This is a genomic window from Leifsonia williamsii, assembly GCF_030433685.1.
Classification (GTDB): Bacteria; Actinomycetota; Actinomycetes; order Actinomycetales; family Microbacteriaceae; genus Leifsonia; species Leifsonia williamsii.
Window position 1 is genome coordinate 3,453,335 of the sequence record NZ_JAROCF010000001.1, and the last position, 16,768, is coordinate 3,470,102.

Here is a 16,768-nt window from a genome sequence, read left to right on the forward strand (position 1 = left end):
TTCCTCGGTGTTCGGATCGGTAGGATGTTCACGTCAACATCCACGGCGGCCACCCTAACATGTTGACGTCAACATCACGCAAGCCCACGGGCGGCGAACATGCACCAGAATGGGGAGCCATGACCGAGTCGACGACCGACAGGGCGCAGGGCCAGCGGGCCCGCGGCAGCAGAGGCCCCTCCCTCGGCGACGTCGCGGCGCACGCCGGCGTCTCCACCCAGACCGTGTCCCGGGTCGCCAACGGCCTCACCAACGTGGAGGCGACCACGCGTGCACGGGTGCTCGCCAGCATGCAGGCGCTCGGCTACCGGCCCAACCGCGCGGCGCGCGCCCTCCGCTCCGGACGGTTCCGCAACCTCGGCGTCGTCATGTTCACGCTGTCCTCGTACGGCAACATGCGCACGCTCGACGCGATCGCGGGCAGCGCCGCGACGGCCGGCTACTCGATCACCGTGGTCCCGGTGGAGCGGCCGACGCAGCAGGACGTGAGCGTCGCCTTCACCCGGCTCCTGGAGCAGGCGGTCGACGGCATCATCATCGTCATCGAGGCGCACATCGTCGACCGCGCAGACGTCGAGCTCCCCGCCGGCCTGTCGGTGGTCGTCATCGACTCCACCGAGCGCCCCGACTACCCCCAGGTCGACACCGACCAGGCGCAGGGAGCGCGAATCGCGACCGAGCACCTGCTCGCGCTCGGCCACGAGACGGTGTGGCACATCTCCGGCCCCGACGACTCCTACTCGGCCGCCCGCCGCGAGCAGGCCTGGCGGGAGACGCTGGAGGCGGCGGGCGCGCCGGTGCCGGAGGTGCTGCACGGCGACTGGTCGACCTCCGCCGGCTACGAGCACGGCCGGCGCATCGCCTCCCGCCCCGAGATCACCGCGGTGTTCGCGGCCAACGACCAGATGGCGCTCGGCGTGCTGCGCGCCCTGCACGAGGCCGGCCGCCGGGTGCCGGAGGACGTGAGCGTGGTCGGCTTCGACGACATGGCCGAGTCCGACTCGTTCTGGCCGCCGCTCACGACCGTGCACCAGGAGTTCGAGGCGACCGGCCGCCGCGCGGTCGAGCTGCTCATCGCCGAGATCGAGGGCCGGCCGGAGCCGGTCACCTCGACGGTCCTGCCGACGCGCCTCGTGGTGCGTGGGAGCACCGCGGCGCCGCCGGCGCGCTGACCCGCCCGATCACGCCGGGCCCCGCCATATACTGAGATCGTCTGGGCGGAGCGACCGCCCAGTGCTCGAAAAATGGGCACGAAGCCGCCCGCGGAGGCGCGGCGCGCGAGACACATACGGACCCCGTCACTCCGTCACGTCTCGAAAGGCACCGCCATGCCCTCCGTCTCCGCCCACGTCGCCCACACCCTCGCCCGCCATGTCGACCACGTCTTCGGGGTCATGGGCAACGGCAACGCCTACTTCCTCGACGCGCTGGAGCGCACCGGCGCCGTCACGTACACCGCCATGCGCCACGAGGCCGGGGCTGTGGTCGCCGCCGACGCGTTCCACCGCGCCTCCGGCCGCCTCGCCGCGGCGACCACCACGTACGGCGCCGGCTTCACCAATACGCTGACCGCGCTGGCGGAGGCCGTGCAGGCGCACATCCCGCTGCTCCTGGTGGTCGGCGACGAGCCGACGTCCGGGCCCCGGCCGTGGGACGTCGACCAGATCGCGCTCGCCTCGGCCGTCGGCGCCCGCACCTACACGGTCGGCCGCGCGGACGCGGCGGCCACGACCGTCATCGCCATCGAGCACGCGCTGGCCTACCGTGTGCCGACCGTGCTCGCGATCCCCTACGACGTGGCGACACGGGAGGCGGGGCCCGTCCCTCCCGCGCCGGAGCCGGTGCTCCCCGCCCCGCTCGCACCGGTCACCCCGTTCGCACTCGGCGCCGTGCGCGAGGCCGCCCGGGCGCTCGCAGAGGCCGAGCGCCCGTTCCTCCTCGCCGGCCGCGGCGCCTGGCTCGCCGGCGCGAGCGCCGCCCTCGGCGAGCTGGCCGACGCGACCGGCGCGGTCACCGCCTCCACCGCCCTCGGCCGCGGGGTCTTCCCCGACGACCGCTACGACCTCGGCGTCAGCGGCGGATTCGGGGCGGAGGGCGCGATGGAGCTGGTGCGGGAGGCCGACGTCGCCGTGGTGTTCGGCGCCTCCCTCAACCACTTCACCATGCGGTTCGGCGAGCTGTTCGCGCCCGGCACGCGGGTCATCCAGGTCGACGTCGCGCCCGCCGCCACGCACCCGTACGTGGGCTCGTACATCCGCGGAGACGCGCGGGAGGTCGCGACCGCGCTGGTCGGCGAGCTCGCCGCCCGCGGCGCCCGCCCCTCCGGCTGGCGGGAGAGCATCGACGCCGCTGCCCTGCGCAGGCAGCACCCCGGCGACGGCCTCGCCCCCGACGGCCGCCTGGACCCGCGCTCGGCCGCGGCACGGCTGGCGGAGCTGCTGCCGGAGGACCGGGTCGTCGTCTCCGACGGCGGGCACTTCATCGGCTGGGCCAACATGTACTGGCCCGTCGCCTCCCCTGACCGCATGATCATGGTGGGCACCGCGTACCAGTCGATCGGTCTCGGGTTCCCGAGCGTCGCCGGGGCCGCGCTCGCGCATCCCGAGGCCACCGTGGTCCTGACCACGGGCGACGGCGGCGGCCTGATGGCCCTGGCCGATCTGGAGTCGGCCGTGCGGGTCGCGGGCGGCCGCGGTCTGGCCGTCGTGTGGAACGATGCCGCCTACGGCGCCGAGGTGAACCTGTACGGCCTGAAGGGCCTCGCGGAGGCGCCCATGCGCATCCCCGAGGTCGACTTCGCCGGCCTCGCGCGCGCCGTCGGCGCCGCAGCGGTCACGGTCCGCACCCTCGACGACCTGGAGGTCGTGACGGAGTGGCGCGCCACCCCCGCCGCCGAGCGCCCGTTCCTCCTGCTCGACCTCCGCGTCTCCGGCGCCGTCATCGCCCCCTACCAGCACGAGATCATCCGGGCGAACTCCTGACCTGACGCCCGCAACTCCGGAGATCCGCCCCGCCCGACCGCGATCCTCCGGTCGAAGCAGCATCCGTACGGCGCGTCGCCCCCGACCTCCGGAGTTACGGTGCAGGCCGGCAATTCCGGAGGCGCACGCGCGAATCCCTCCCCCAGGGCCGTTCACACGGAGATGAGGGAGGGATTCGAGCGGGCCTCCGGAGTTACGGCTTCCCGGCGGCGTCAGGCGCGGGAGGCGCCCACGATCGGGGAACGCTCCTGCTCGGCCTCGTGGTCGGGGCCCAGCGGGATGCCGGAGCGGTCGCGCAGCAGCAGCGTCGCGATCAGGCCGATCACGGTCATCCCCGCCAGGTACCACGTCACCGACCAGGTCGTCCCCGTCGCCTGCACGAGCGCGGTCGCGATGGTCGGGGCGAAGGCACCGCCGAGGATCGCGCCGATGGCGTACGAGATCGAGACGCCCGAGAAGCGGATGGAGGCCGGGAACAGCTCCGCGTAATAGGCCGCCTGCGGCCCGTAGGTGAAGCCGAGTCCGATCGTCAGCACCGCGACGCCCGCGAACAGCGACCACACCGTGCCCGCGTTGACCAGCGGGAACAGCAGGAAGACGCCGACCAGCTGCAGCACCCAGCCGATGATGTAGGTGGTGCGGCGGCCGATCCTGTCGCTCAGCCAGCCCGCGCACCAGGTCGACGCGAGCCAGGTCACGGCCGAGCCGGCGACCGCCCACAGCACCGGGCCGCGCTCGAGGCCGAGCGGCCCGTCGGGGTTCGTGGAGTAGTTCTGGATGTACCCGCCGGTGGTCATGTAGCCGACCGCGTTGTTGCCGGCGAAGATCAGCGCGGCGAGCACCACGAGCAGCGCGTGGCGGCGGAACAGCCGCACGATCGGCGTGCGGGTCTGCTCGCGGCGGGCCGCGATCTCGCGGAAGACCGGGCTCTCGTCGACCCGGCGGCGCACGTAGTAGCCGATCGCGATCAGCACGATCGAGAGGAGGAACGGCACCCGCCAGCCCCACGCGACGAAGGCGTCGCCCGGCGCGAGGATCGACATCAGCGCCATCATGCCCGAGGCGAGCAGCAGGCCGAGCGGCACGCCGATCTGCGGCGAGACGCCGAACAGGCCGCGACGCTTCGTCGGCGCATGCTCGACCGCCATGAGCACCGCGCCTCCCCACTCGCCGCCGGCCGAGATGCCCTGCAGGATGCGCAGCAGGATCAGCAGGATCGGCGCGGCGATGCCGATGGCGTCGTACGTCGGCAGGAGCCCGACCAGCGCCGTGGCCGCGCCCATGAGCACAAGCGTGATCATCAGCACGAAGCGCCGGCCGTGCTTGTCGCCGAGGTGTCCGGCGATGAAGGCGCCCAGCGGCCGGAACAGGAAGCTGATGCCGACCGTGAGGAACGAGAGGATGGTCGCGAACTGCGGCCCTGCCGGCTCGAAGAACAGCTGGCCGAAGACCAGCCCCGCCGCCGAGGCGTAGATGAAGAAGTCGTACCACTCGACGGTGGTGCCGACCACGGTGGCGAAGACCACGCGGCGCCGGTCGGTCGCCGCGGCGAAGCTCCCGGTCGGCGTGAAGTGCGCGCCGGCGGTGCCGGCACTGGTGTCGGGGGTGCTCATGGCAGGATCTCCTTCGATCTGACGTCGTCGTCCGCCGGAAAGTATATGATACGATTTCGGATACGTCGAGAGGCTCCTGTGCGTCGAGCGCACACGCTCCCCACCCTCCCCGGCCGATAGGATCACCACCGATGGCGACCGACGAACCAACGCAGAGCAAGTCGCGCGCCGCCTACGACTGGATCAGGGCGCGCATCTCCCGCCGCGACTACACCCCCGGCTACCGGCTGGTGCTGGGCGCGATCGCGAACGACCTCGGGATGAGCGTCGTGCCCGTACGCGAGGCGCTGCGTCAGCTGGAGGCGGAGGGCCTGGTCACCTTCGAGCGCAACGTCGGCGCGCGCGTCGCGATGGTCGACGAGTCGCAGTACCGCTTCAGCATGCAGACGCTCGCCCTGCTCGAGGGCGCCGCGACCGCGCAGGCCGCACCCGCCCTCGGCGCCGACGACCTCCGCCGCGCCCGCGAGATCAACGAGCAGATGACCGAGACGCTCGGCCATTTCGCGCCCGACGTCTTCACCGCCCTCAACCACGAGTTCCACGAGACGCTCTACGCCGCGTGCCCCAACCGGCGGCTGCTGGAGCTGGTGGAGGCGGAGTGGGCGCGCCTGGGCAACCTCCGCAGCTCCACCTTCGCCTTCGTGCCCGGCCGGGCGCAGGAGTCGGTGCACGAGCACGCCGAGATCCTGACACTGATCGAACGCGGCGCCCCCGCCGACGAGATCGAGTCCGCGGCCCGCCGGCACCGCACCGCGACCCTCGACGCCTACCTCGAGCACGAGCACGCCGCCTCCTGAGCCGGGCCCGCGGCGCTCCGGTTCCGCTCAGGCTGCGCCGGTACCGTGCCCGGCATGACGACCGCGCTCGCCCTGTCCGCCGCCGCCACCCCGCCCGACGAGCTCGGCGGCATCGCGGGCCTCGCCTCCCGCGTCATGCTGCTGCTCGGCGAGGTGGGCGTCGGGGTCTGCTCGTTCGTGGAGGTGGTGTTCCCGCCGATCCCGAGCGAGGTGATCCTGCCGTTCGCCGGGTTCCTCGCCCGCCAGGGGTCGCTGAACGTGGTGCTCGTGCTGGTCGCCGCGACGCTCGGCAGCCTCCTCGGCGCCGTGCTGCTGTACTGGCTGGGCCGCACGCTCGGCGAGGAGCGGGCGATCCGGCTGCTGGCGAAGCTGCCGCTGGTCGACGAGGACGACTTCCGCACCGCCGCCGACTGGCTGCACCGGCACGGTCGCGGCGCCGTGTTCTTCGGCCGCCTGATCCCGCTGGTCCGGAGCCTGATCTCGCTGCCGGCCGGCGCGACCCGGATGCCGTTCTGGGTCTTCGCACTGTTCACCGCCGCCGGCACGCTGGCCTGGAACCTCGTGCTCGTCGGCGCCGGGTACCTGCTCGGCACGCAGTACGAGGTGGTCGACCGCTACTCCGGCGTGGTCGACATCGTGATCTACGTCGCGCTGGCCGTCGCGCTGGTGTGGCTGATCGTGCGGCGGGTGCGTCGGGCGCGGGCGTCGCAGCGGGAGGCGCGGGAGTGACGGAGGCTCCTGCCGAGCAGGCGACCGCCTCGGCCCGGAGTCCATGGCTGCTGCTCGGCTGGTTCGCGATCCCGGCGGTCGTGCTGGTGGTCCCGTACCTCTTGTTCGCGACCTGGGTGCAGTTCGAGCTGGACGCGGCCGGCGTGATCGCGCAGTCGCCCGTGGCGGACGCCGGCGAGGAGGACGTCGGCCTGTTCCTCGGTCTCGCCCCTGCTCTGTTCGTCCTCGCCGCGACGCTGTTCGTGACGCTCGTCACCTTCCCGCGCGGGGCCGGACGGGTGCTCTGGACGGGGATGCTGCTGATCGCCGTCGCGCTCCCCGCCGCCGCGATCGCCTGGCTGCTGATCGCGGGCGCGTGAACGGCGCACGGACGTGATGGAGCCGGCTGCGGGACTCGAACCCGCGACCGCTCGCTTACAAGGCGAGTGCTCTACCAACTGAGCTAAGCCGGCGCACTGGACAGCGTAGCGGAGCCGGGGTCAGCCCGCCGACGGCGTGGGTGTGGGCGTGGGAGATGCCGTGGAGGTGTACTCGTCGCCCTGCGCCTGCAGCACGAACGCCTTGAAGTCGGCGGCGTTGGTGAGCGACCCGGTGTACGGCTTGCCGTTCACGAGCACGAGCAGCGCGTTCGTCATCTTCTGCACGTCGGAGTTCGGGATGGGCCCGCTCAGCGCGCGGTCGCTCGCATCGGTGACCCAGGTCTTGAACCGGCCGTCGTCGATGCACGCGTTGATCTCGCTCTTCGCGTCGGCGCCGGCCGCCGCGACCCGCTGCTTGAGCTGCTGGTCGGTGAGGCCGGGGCTGCCCTCCTTGGGCTGCTTGGCGAAGAGGGAGGCGTTGAACGTCCAGAACGCGCCGGGCGAGTAGTTCGCGACGCAGGCCGCGGCGTTGGCGGCGCGCAGCGAGTACTTCGTGCCCGCCGAATGGCTGGTGTAGATCGCCACGGGGTGCATCTCGACCGTGACGGCGCCCGCCTTCACGAGCGGCTCGAGCTGGTGCAGGTTCGTGCGCTGGAAGTCGCCGCACAGGTCGCAGAGGTAGTCGGCGTAGATGCGGATGTCGACGGTGCTGCCGCTCGGATCGGGCTTGCTCGCGACCGGCTTCGCGTCGGCGGCGAGGGCAGCGGTCGTCTTGACCTTGAGCTCGGAGCCGACCATGACGCCGTCGCTGGCCATGTTCCTCGGGCCGGGGACGGTCGGGCGGATGGCGCTCACGATGACGACGGCCACGATGGCCGCGACGGCGAGCACGCCGACGACGATGCCGCCGCCGAGCAGGGCGCGCCTCCTGCGGTCCTTGCGCTGCTGCGACGTGCGGAGCTGCCGGGCTTTCTCACGTGCCGCGGCGCGCACGTCGCCGGGACGGCCCTCGTCGGGATCGGTCATGCGTATCAACCTCGGGGTGCTTCGGGGACTGCGCGGGGGGACGCAGTGTCGGTGAGTGGCCCGCCGAGCGAGCACACGCAACCGGACGATCGTAGAACGCCTGTCTGGGAATCGACCAGACGCGGGCTGGACGCCGGAGGAGCAGCGGGGAGGCTGCCCCCCGAACGCGGTTCGGAGCACCCTCTCCGATGCCATACTATGGTCGCTGAGGCAGCGACGCCTTCGGACGTCGACGCTACATTCATCCATTCACAACGGATCGTCCGGCACGTACCTGCCGGTGAAGGAGAACGAAAGACAATGGCGACAGTCACCTATGACAAGGCCACCCGGCTCTACCCGGGATCGAACCGTCCCGCGGTGGACTCCCTCGACCTCGAGATCGCCGACGGCGAGTTCCTCGTGCTCGTCGGCCCCTCCGGCTGTGGCAAGTCGACCTCCCTCCGCATGCTCGCGGGTCTCGAAGAGGTCAACGACGGCAACATCTTCATCGGCGAGCGCAACGTCACCGACGTGCCGCCGAAGGACCGCGACATCGCGATGGTGTTCCAGAACTACGCGCTGTACCCGCACATGACGGTCGCCGAGAACATGGGCTTCGCGCTCAAGATCGCCGGCGTCGGCAAGGAGGAGCGCGCCCAGCGCGTCCTCGAGGCCGCCAAGCTGCTCGACCTCGAGCCGTACCTCGGCCGCAAGCCGAAGGCCCTCTCGGGTGGTCAGCGTCAGCGCGTCGCCATGGGCCGCGCGATCGTCCGCTCCCCCCAGGTCTTCCTCATGGACGAGCCGCTGTCGAACCTCGACGCCAAGCTCCGCGTCCAGACCCGCACCCAGATCGCCTCGCTGACCCGCCGCCTCGGCGTCACCACGGTCTACGTCACCCACGACCAGACCGAGGCGCTGACCATGGGCGACCGCATCGCGGTCCTCAAGGACGGCGTGCTGCAGCAGGTCGGCACCCCGCGCGACCTGTACGCGCAGCCGAACAACGTCTTCGTCGCCGGCTTCATCGGCTCGCCGGCCATGAACCTGTTCACGGCCGACGTCACCGACGGCGGCATCAAGTTCGGCAACGCGGTCGTCCCGGTCGAGCGCGACATCCTCGCCGCCGCCGGCTCGACGGTCACCATCGGCGTGCGTCCGGAGGACGTCGTCGTGTCGACCACCGAGGGCAGCGGCCTGAAGGTCACGGTCGACCTCGTCGAGGAGCTCGGCGCCGACGGCTACCTGTACGGCCACTCGGAGGTCGAGGGCAAGCGCACCGACATCGTCGGCCGTGTCGACGGCCGGGTCCACCCGAACGCGGGCGACACGGTCTACATCACGCCGAAGCCGGGCCACGTCCACGCCTTCCACGCGGAGTCGGGCGAGCGCCTCGGCGGCGCGGTCGTCGACTGATCCCCAGGAACCATCCTCACTCTGCCGCAGTCCGCTCGCCGGACTGCGGCAGAGTGCTTTCGCCCGCGATCCACCCCGAGAGGCACCCATGGCCGGATCTGTGAACATCACCGCCGCGACGGTCGAGCCCGCGCTGCTCGACCTCCCCTGGAACCTCCCGCTGGAGGACTGGTCGAGCGAGCACATCGCCCTGCTGCCGAAGGGCATCAGCCGGCACCTCGTGCGCTTCGCCAACCTCTCCGGCTACGTCATCGCCATCAAGGAGACGACGGCCGAGATGGCGCAGCGCGAGTACGACATGCTGCGCACGCTGCAGCGGCTCGACGTGCCCTGCGTCGACCCGTTCGCCGTGATCAAGAACCGGCAGGACGACGACGGCAACGCGCTCAACGCCGCCCTGGTCACCCGGCACCTCAAGTTCTCGCTCCCCTACCGCGCGCTGTTCTCGCAGACCCTGCGGCCCGACACCGCCACGCGCCTGGTGGACGCGCTCGCGGTGCTGCTGGTGCGCCTCCACATCGTCGGCTTCTTCTGGGGTGACGTGTCGCTGTCGAACACGCTGTTCCGTCGCGACGCGGGCGCCTTCGCCGCCTACCTGGTCGACGCCGAGACCGGCCAGCTCTACGACGGCCTCTCGAACGGCCAGCGCGAGAACGACCTCGAGATCGCGCGCGTCAACATCGCCGGCGAGCTGATGGACCTGGAGGCCGGCGGCCGCGTCGACGAGTCGCTCGACCCGATCAAGGTCTCCAACGGCATCGTCGCCGCCTACCGGTCGCTCTGGAAGGAGCTGACCGGCAGCGAGTCGTTCGCGTCGTCCGAGCGCTGGCGGATCAGCCAGCGCGTCGAGCGGCTCAACGAGCTCGGCTTCGACATCGAGGAGCTCGCGATCAAGACCTCCGACGAGGGCACGACCGTGCGCATCCAGCCGAAGGTCGTCGACGCGGGGCACCACCAGCGCCGCCTGCTGCGCCTCACCGGCCTCGACACGGGCGAGAACCAGGCCCGCCGCCTCCTGAACGACCTCGACTCCTACGCGGCCACCCTGGGCACCGAGGGACTCGACGAGGAGGCGTCGGCGCACGAGTGGCTGATGCGCGTCTTCGAGCCCGTGGTGCGGGCGATCCCGGCCGACCTCAAGGGCAAGCTGGAGCCGGCGGAGGTGTTCCACCAGCTGCTCGAGCACCGCTGGTTCATGTCGCAGTCCGAGGGCCGCGACGTGCCGCTGGCGGAGGCCCTGACCTCCTACATCAACGACGTGCTGCGCCACCGCCGCGACGAGGCCACGGTCATCGGGCCGCCGACGGAGTCGTTCAGCGCGATCAGCTCCTCCTCGTCGTCCGCCGACGACGAGGACGCCGACGACTGGCGGTCGAAGGTCTGATCAGCCGGACTCGCGCACGCGCAGCACGGCGTCGAGCGTGCGCCGGACGGTCTCGGCCGGGCGCGGCTCGTCCAGCAGCTCCAGCAGCAGCTCGCCGCAGGCCCGGCCGAACTCGCGCGGCTGGAGGTCGACGGCGGTGATCGGCGGGGTGTGGAACTCCATGATGAGGCTGTCCACACCCGAGACGATCGCGATGTCGGCGCCCGGACGGCGGCCGAGCGTGCGCAGCAGCCCTGCGAGGCGCACGGCGACGCCGTCGGCGCCGACGAACACCGCGTCGACGCCGGACTCCGGGTCGGCCCAGTCGCGCAGGCGACCGGCCAGCACGTCGTTGGGGGTGTGGATGCTCTCGAGCAGCACACGCGGCTCCAACCGACGCTCCGCGCACCACTCGCGGTAGGCCGATTCGAGCTCCTGCGCCCAGGCCGACACGCGCTCCACCAGGAACAGGCCGGGACGCTGCGCCCCGCGCTCGGTGAACCGGTCGAGCACCTGGCGCGTCGTGCGCGTGTTGGGCGACTCCACGGTCCCCCACGGCGATGGGAAGCCCGCGGGCGGCGCGTCACCGGTGACCACGGGCAGCCCCTGGCCGAGGATGTGCGCGGCGCCGGCGTCGTCCGAGTGCGGCTCGATCAGGATGAAGCCGTCGACGGGCGGGTACGACTCGATCCTGGCGCTGGTCGGCGTGCTCGGCACGATCAGCAGGGAGAGGTCGGCCGCGTGGAGGCGCTCGGTGAGGCCGAGCGTGGCCTCCGTGTAGTACCCGAAGTGCACCGCCGACTCGGGCAGGTAGAGCCCGACGGCGCCGGCCCGCGACTGCCGCAACGCGCGGCCGAGGCGGTTGATCCGGTACCCCTGCTCGCGGGCGATCGCGAGCACCCGGGCGCGGGTCTCGTCGGAGACGCCTTTCTTGCCGTTGAGCGCGAGGGAGACGGCCGCGGCGGAGACGCCTGCGCGGTCGGCGATGTCGGCGAGCGTCGTCGGCATCCGGCTGCACCGCCTTCCTCTTCGCGCCGGGCGTTTGTGTCCCGGCTCCCGAGCATTGTATAGTCCCGGATTAATCGATTGAGTGCTCAATCGATTCAGTCTCGAGATCGGACCTCCGTGACAGCAGTGCGGCTCCACCTGGCCTTCGTGAACGGCGACGTCTTCGACGGCGTCTCCGACGCCCCGGCGCGGATGGACGTCGGCGTCGCCGATGGGCGTGTCGTCGCGCTCGGCGCGGAGGTGGCCGACCGGATCGGGCCCGAGACGCGCGTGGTCGACCTCACCGGGCGGATGCTCCTCCCCGGCCTGATCGACGCGCATGTCCACCCGGTCGAGGCCGGCGTCGAGCGGCTCAACTGCGACCTCTCCGCGGGCTGGACCCGGGACGACTACCTGGCGACGATCCGCGCGTACGCCGACGCTCATCCGGAGCAGGAGTGGATCGTCGGCGGAGGCTGGCAGCAGGCCGCCTTCCCCGGTGGTGCACCGCTCGCCGCCGACCTCGACGCGGTCGTCCCCGACCGGCCGGTCGTCATGTCGAACCGCGACCACCACAGCGCCTGGGTCAACTCCGCCGCGCTGCGCGCCCTCGGCATCGACGCGAGCACCCCCGACCCCGCCGACGGCCGGATCGAGCGCGACGCCGACGGCGCACCGACAGGCACCTTGCACGAGGGCGCCCGCACGATCGCCCTCCGCGCCGCACCCCAGCCGACCATCGACGACCAGTACGCGGGCCTCCTGGAGGCGCAGCGCCACCTCCACTCGTTCGGCATCACCGGCTGGCAGGACGCCCTGATCGGCGACTACGGCAATCACACCGCCGCGATCGTGGACGTCTACCGCCGCGCGATCGACGAGGACACCCTGCGCGCCCGGGTCAACGGCGCGATCTGGTGGGAGCGCGAGGTCGGCGAGGAGCAGATCGCCCGCATCGACGGGCTGCGCCGGCGGCACCAGGACGAGCGGTTCCGCGTGACGACCGTGAAGGTCATGCAGGACGGCATCGTCGAGAACCAGACGGCCGCGATGATCCACCCCTACTGCTCCGGTCACGCGCCCGCCGGGGCGCACTCCGACGGCATCTCCTTCGTCGACCCCGAGCGGCTGCAGGCCTACGTGACCCGCCTGGACGAGCTGGGCCTCCAGGTGCACTTCCACGCGATCGGCGACCGGGGCGTCCGGGAGTCGCTGGACGCCGTCGCCGCCGCGCGCGCAGCGAACGGCCCCGGCGGGCGCACGCACCACATCGCCCACCTCCAGGTGGTCCACCCCGACGACCACGCCCGGTTCGCCCAGCTCGACGTGGCCGCCAACATCCAGGCGCTGTGGGCCTGCTACGACCCGCAGATGGTCGAGCTCAACATCCCGCTGCTCGGCGCCGAGCGCACGCTCACCCAGTACCCGTTCGGCTCCCTGCTCCGCGCGGGCGCCCGCCTGGCCGCCGGCTCCGACTGGCCGGTGACCACGCCCGACCCGTGGCTCGCGATGCACGTCGCCGTCAACCGCCGGCTGCCGGACGGGCACCCCGACTCCCACCCCGACGTCTTCCTCCCGGCCGAGCGCATCGGCCTGGCGGACGCGCTGCGCGCCTACACCAGCGGCGCCGCGCACATCAACGGCCGCGCCGACCGAACCGGGTCGATCGCGGTCGGCTCCTGGGCCGACCTGGCCGTCGTCGATCGCAACCCCTTCGACGGCCCGGCGGACGACATCGCACGCACCCGCACCATCGAGACCCTCTTCGCCGGAGAGACGGTCTACTCGGCAGCCGACGCCTGACGCCACGCGTCCGGTGCGGCGGGACCGAGCGATCCGCAGCACACACCCCCAAGGAGACAGCACCCATGAGACAGCACCACCTGACCACGGCCGGACTGGCCGTCCTCTCCGCCGCCGCGACCGTCGCGCTGCTCGCCGGCTGCTCCGCCGGCGCGTCCGGCGACGCCGGCGGGAAGAAGGCGGACGACCACCGGACCGCCATCGACGTCGCCGACATCGCGAAGGACGACGCCGCCGCGAAGCTGCTGCCGGAGTCGGTGCAGAAGGCGGGCAAGCTCGTCGTCGGCGTCGACCCGACCTACGCGCCGAACGAGTTCAAGGACAAGGCGGGGCAGCCGATCGGCTGGGAGATCGACCTGATCGACGCCGTCGCCGCGAAGCTCGGCGTGAAGACCGACTACCGCACCGCCAAGTTCGACAACATCGTCCCGAGCATCCTGGGCGAGAAGTACGACCTGGGCCTCGGCGGGTACTACGACACCAAGAAGCGCCAGGAGACGCTCGACATGGTCGACTTCTTCCAGGCCGGCAACCAGTTCGCATCGCCCAAGGACGCTCCGATCACCGACGAGCTCGATGTCTGCGGTCTGAAGGTCGCGGCCCAGAACGGCGGGTCGGCTCCCCTGGTGTACCTGCCGGAGCTCGACAAGAAGTGCACCGCCGCCGGCAAGAAGACCATCACGGTCCTCGGCTACGACACGCAGGACGACGCCACCGCCGCGGTGAGCCTCGGCCGCGCCGACGCCATGGTCGCCGACTCCCCCGTGATCGGCTACGCCGCCAAGCTCAGCAAGGGCAAGCTCGTCACCTCGCCGATCTACGACTCCACGCTCTCCGGCACGCCGATCAAGAAGGACCGCGGGCAGTTCGCGGACGCCGTGCTGCAGGCGCTGCAGGGCCTGCAGAAGGACGGCACCTACACGGACATCCTCACCTACTGGGGCGTCGAGAACGGCGCCATCGACACCATGCAGATCAATGGCGGCACCGAGTAGCCGCCCGGCGGCGCGCCCGGGGCTCCACCCGGTCACGGGCGCGCCCGCCATCCGCTCGACGCCGGTGCGCCACCCGTGGCGGATGGTCGCGGGCATCGTCGTCCTGCTCGCGCTCGCGCTGTTCCTGATCGACGCGAGCGGCCGGGAGGCGTACGACTGGCCCGCCTTCGCCGAGTACCTGTTCGACCCGCGGATCGTGCAGGCCGCCGGGATCACCCTCCTGCTCACGGTGCTCTCGATGGCGATCGCGGTCGCGCTCGGCGTGCTGCTCGCGATCATGCGGCAGAGCGCCAATCCGATCCTCCGCTGGGCGTCGGCCGTCTTCATCTGGATCTTCCGCGGCACCCCCGTCTACGTGCAGCTGGTCTTCTGGGGCCTGCTCTCGACCATCTACCGGACGATCGACGTCGGCATCCCGTTCCAGAAGCCCTGGCTCGTGCTCGAGAGCATCGACCTGCTGGACGTGTTCTGGATCGCCGTGATCGGCCTCGCGCTCAACGAGGCCGCCTACATGGCCGAGATCGTGCGCGCCGGCCTGCTCTCGGTCGAGACCGGGCAGAAGGAGGCGTCGACGGCCCTCGGCCTCACCCGCGCGCAGATGATGCGCAAGATCGTGCTGCCGCAGGCGATGCGTGTCATCATCCCGCCGACCGGCAACGAGGTCATCTCCATGCTGAAGACGACCTCGCTGGTCACCGCGGTTCCGTTCAGCCTGGACTTGTACACGCGCTCGCGCGACATCTCGGCCGAGACGCTGAACCCGATCCCCCTGCTGCTCGTCGCCTCCGTCTGGTACCTGGCGTTCACGTCGCTCATGATGATCGGCCAGCACTTCCTGGAGCGGCGCTACGCCCGCGGCTTCGACCACCGCGGCGGGGGAGCCCCCGATCAGGCGGCGGCCGCGACCGCCGCGCTCGCGACCGAGGACGGCGTGCCCGACGCAGCCGCACCCTCCACCCTCACCGAAGGAGCAGGCCGATGAACGGACGCCCGATGGTCCTCGCCGAGGACGTGCACAAGGCCTACGGACAGCACCACGTGCTCAAGGGCGTGTCTATGGAGGTGCGGGCCGGCGAGGTGGTCTGCGTCATCGGCCCGTCGGGCTCCGGCAAGTCGACCTTCCTGCGCTGCATCAACCATCTGGAGGGCATCGACGGCGGCCGGATCCTCGTCGACGGCGACCTCATCGGGTACCGGCAGAACGGCGACCGCCTGCACGACCTGAAGCCGAAGGAGGCGGCGGCCCAGCGGCGCGACATCGGCATGGTGTTCCAGCGCTTCAACCTCTTCCCCCACCTGTCGGCGCTCGAGAACATCACCGTCGCGCCGACGATGGTGGGCGGCCTCAAGCCGGCCGCCGCGACGGCCCGCGCGCGGGAGCTGCTCGACCGGGTGGGTCTCTCCGCCAAGGCGGACGCCTATCCGGCGCAGCTCTCCGGCGGACAGCAGCAGCGCGTCGCGATCGCCCGCGCGCTGGCTATGGACCCGAAGCTGATGCTGTTCGACGAGCCGACCTCCGCCCTCGACCCCGAGCTCGTCGGCGAGGTGCTGGACGTCATGAAGGGGCTGGCGCGGTCCGGCATGACGATGATCGTCGTCACGCACGAGATCGGCTTCGCGCGGGAGGTGGGCGACACGCTCGCGTTCATGGACGGCGGCGTCGTCGTGGAGTCCGGCCGTCCGGCCGAGGTCATCGCGGCGCCGCAGCGGGAGCGCACCCGGGCGTTCCTCTCGCACGTGCTCTGAGGCTGCCGCCCGGTGCCACGGGAACCCGCGGGGCGGCGGCCTGCTGGGCGCGCGGTGAGCGTTCCCGGCGAGGCGTCGGGTATGGTCGTTCGGGGCGTCGAGTGAGAGGAGCCGGAAGCTGCATCCGAAGATCATCCCGTTCGTGGTCGCCGGCCTGATGGCCGTGACGACCGGCGGAAGCCTCCTCTCCCCCGTGGCGCCGGCCGCTCCTGCGCCCCAGTCCGCGCCGACGAACGTGCCGAGCCAGGCGGTCGCGCAGCCGTTCGCCGCCGCGCCGACGCCGCCGGCGACGCCATTCCCCGGCGCCGCGTCCGGCGCCCTCTCTGCTCCGAGCCCGCAGGCGGACCGCCGCGCCTGGCAGCAGCAGGTCTCCCCCGAGCCCAAGCAGCGCATCAAGCAGGTCGCCATGGCCGCCATCGGCGACTCCATCACCGCGTTCACCGATCGCAACGGCGCCCGCACCCCGTGGTCGTGGGTGCGCACCGCGGCGGTCGGCGGAGTGACGGATGCCGGAGGCTACCGCCACTGGGGCGACACGTCGGCCCAGATCCTCGCGCACACCGGCCGCGTCAAGGCCGACGTGGTCGTGGTGATGGCCGGGACGAACGACATCCGCGACGGCTCCCGCCCCGTGCCCACCGCGCAGACGCTCGCCAACGTGACCGCGATCTTCGACCGCGCCGGGGTGAAGGCCCGCGTGTTGTCCGCCCTCGCGCCCAAGAGCGACGGCGGAGCCGCCGCGACCCTCAAGCTCAATCAGGCGCTGCGCCAACTCGCGGCCCAGAAGGGGTGGACCTTCGTCGACCCCTGGTCGAGCCTCCGCAAGGCCGACGGCCGCTGGGTCGCCGGCGCCACGGTCGACGGCACCCACCCCACCGCCCGCAGCGGCGCCATCGCCGGTGCGGCGCTGCGCGCAGCGGTCGTGGCGGTGTCGCCGGACCGCAGCATCCTGCGCTGATCCCGCGGGAGCGCCG

The 16,768-nt window shown here is 71.9% G+C and carries 15 protein-coding genes and 1 tRNA gene; 12 read left to right on the forward strand and 4 right to left on the reverse strand.

All coding sequences use genetic code 11. The features are described from left to right. Positions 1 to 119 precede the first annotated feature (119 nt). Both P5G50_RS16355 and P5G50_RS16360 read left to right on the forward strand, forming a co-directional pair. Complete coding sequence (locus P5G50_RS16355) at positions 120 to 1,172, forward strand: LacI family DNA-binding transcriptional regulator (protein WP_301211939.1); 1,053 nt, start codon at positions 120 to 122, stop codon at positions 1,170 to 1,172. Between the two features lie 156 nt (positions 1,173 to 1,328). Then, positions 1,329 to 2,981 (forward strand): thiamine pyrophosphate-binding protein, encoded by a 1,653-nt coding sequence (locus P5G50_RS16360; RefSeq protein ID WP_301211938.1) that lies wholly within the window; start codon positions 1,329 to 1,331, stop codon positions 2,979 to 2,981. 212 nt (positions 2,982 to 3,193) lie between these two features. On the opposite strand, the gene P5G50_RS16365 is transcribed toward P5G50_RS16360, so the two are convergent. Next, positions 3,194 to 4,594: an MFS transporter gene (locus tag P5G50_RS16365; protein WP_301211937.1), complete on the reverse strand. Its 1,401-nt coding sequence runs from the start codon at positions 4,592 to 4,594 to the stop codon at positions 3,194 to 3,196. 131 nt (positions 4,595 to 4,725) lie between these two features. On the opposite strand from P5G50_RS16365, the gene P5G50_RS16370 reads away from it, so the two are divergent. The 3 genes from P5G50_RS16370 to P5G50_RS16380 are packed head-to-tail and all read left to right on the forward strand — an operon-like array spanning position 4,726 to position 6,479. Next, entirely contained in the window at positions 4,726 to 5,391 is a 666-nt protein-coding gene (locus P5G50_RS16370) for a GntR family transcriptional regulator (protein WP_301211936.1), read from the forward strand. A 54-nt stretch (positions 5,392 to 5,445) separates the two neighbouring features. After that, positions 5,446 to 6,120, forward strand: coding sequence for a DedA family protein (locus tag P5G50_RS16375; protein ID WP_301211935.1), 675 nt, complete (start codon positions 5,446 to 5,448; stop codon positions 6,118 to 6,120). After that, positions 6,117 to 6,479: a hypothetical protein gene (locus tag P5G50_RS16380; protein WP_301211934.1), complete on the forward strand. Its 363-nt coding sequence runs from the start codon at positions 6,117 to 6,119 to the stop codon at positions 6,477 to 6,479. Before P5G50_RS16375 ends, P5G50_RS16380 begins: the two co-directional genes overlap by 4 nt. Before the next feature lie 17 nt (positions 6,480 to 6,496). Here P5G50_RS16380 and P5G50_RS16385 read toward each other — a convergent pair. Then, a tRNA-Thr gene (locus P5G50_RS16385) sits at positions 6,497 to 6,572 on the reverse strand. Positions 6,573 to 6,599: 27 nt separating this feature from the next. Then, positions 6,600 to 7,505, reverse strand: coding sequence for a DsbA family protein (locus tag P5G50_RS16390; protein ID WP_301211933.1), 906 nt, complete (start codon positions 7,503 to 7,505; stop codon positions 6,600 to 6,602). 300 nt (positions 7,506 to 7,805) lie between these two features. Between P5G50_RS16390 and P5G50_RS16395 the strand changes: the two genes are divergently transcribed. Continuing rightward, complete coding sequence (locus P5G50_RS16395) at positions 7,806 to 8,900, forward strand: ABC transporter ATP-binding protein (protein WP_301211932.1); 1,095 nt, start codon at positions 7,806 to 7,808, stop codon at positions 8,898 to 8,900. 88 nt (positions 8,901 to 8,988) lie between these two features. Then, entirely contained in the window at positions 8,989 to 10,284 is a 1,296-nt protein-coding gene (locus tag P5G50_RS16400) for a DUF4032 domain-containing protein (RefSeq protein ID WP_301211931.1), read from the forward strand. Here the strand turns inward: P5G50_RS16400 and P5G50_RS16405 are convergent, their stop codons facing one another. Continuing rightward, positions 10,285 to 11,271, reverse strand: a complete 987-nt coding sequence (locus P5G50_RS16405) for a LacI family DNA-binding transcriptional regulator (RefSeq protein WP_301211930.1) — start codon at positions 11,269 to 11,271, stop codon at positions 10,285 to 10,287. It lies immediately after the preceding gene. Positions 11,272 to 11,388: 117 nt separating this feature from the next. On the opposite strand from P5G50_RS16405, the gene P5G50_RS16410 reads away from it, so the two are divergent. The 5 genes from P5G50_RS16410 to P5G50_RS16430 all read left to right on the forward strand — a co-directional run bounded on the left by P5G50_RS16410 (position 11,389) and on the right by P5G50_RS16430 (position 16,752). Beyond that, positions 11,389 to 13,053: an amidohydrolase gene (locus P5G50_RS16410; protein ID WP_301211929.1), complete on the forward strand. Its 1,665-nt coding sequence runs from the start codon at positions 11,389 to 11,391 to the stop codon at positions 13,051 to 13,053. A gap of 65 nt (positions 13,054 to 13,118) precedes the next feature. Further along, positions 13,119 to 14,048, forward strand: a complete 930-nt coding sequence (locus P5G50_RS16415; RefSeq protein WP_301211928.1) for an ABC transporter substrate-binding protein — start codon at positions 13,119 to 13,121, stop codon at positions 14,046 to 14,048. Then, a complete protein-coding gene (locus tag P5G50_RS16420; protein ID WP_301211927.1) occupies positions 14,032 to 15,030 on the forward strand; it encodes an amino acid ABC transporter permease in 999 nt (332 codons plus the stop codon). Before P5G50_RS16415 ends, P5G50_RS16420 begins: the two co-directional genes overlap by 17 nt. Beyond that, the gene (locus tag P5G50_RS16425; protein ID WP_301211926.1) at positions 15,027 to 15,794 is read left to right on the forward strand and encodes an amino acid ABC transporter ATP-binding protein; all 768 of its coding nucleotides are present in this window, start codon (positions 15,027 to 15,029) and stop codon (positions 15,792 to 15,794) included. The genes P5G50_RS16420 and P5G50_RS16425 overlap by 4 nt, the downstream gene beginning before the upstream one ends. 142 nt (positions 15,795 to 15,936) lie before the next feature. Continuing rightward, on the forward strand, positions 15,937 to 16,752 hold the full coding sequence (locus P5G50_RS16430) for an SGNH/GDSL hydrolase family protein (protein ID WP_301211925.1): 816 nt from the start codon (positions 15,937 to 15,939) through the stop codon (positions 16,750 to 16,752). Positions 16,753 to 16,768: the final 16 nt, after the last annotated feature.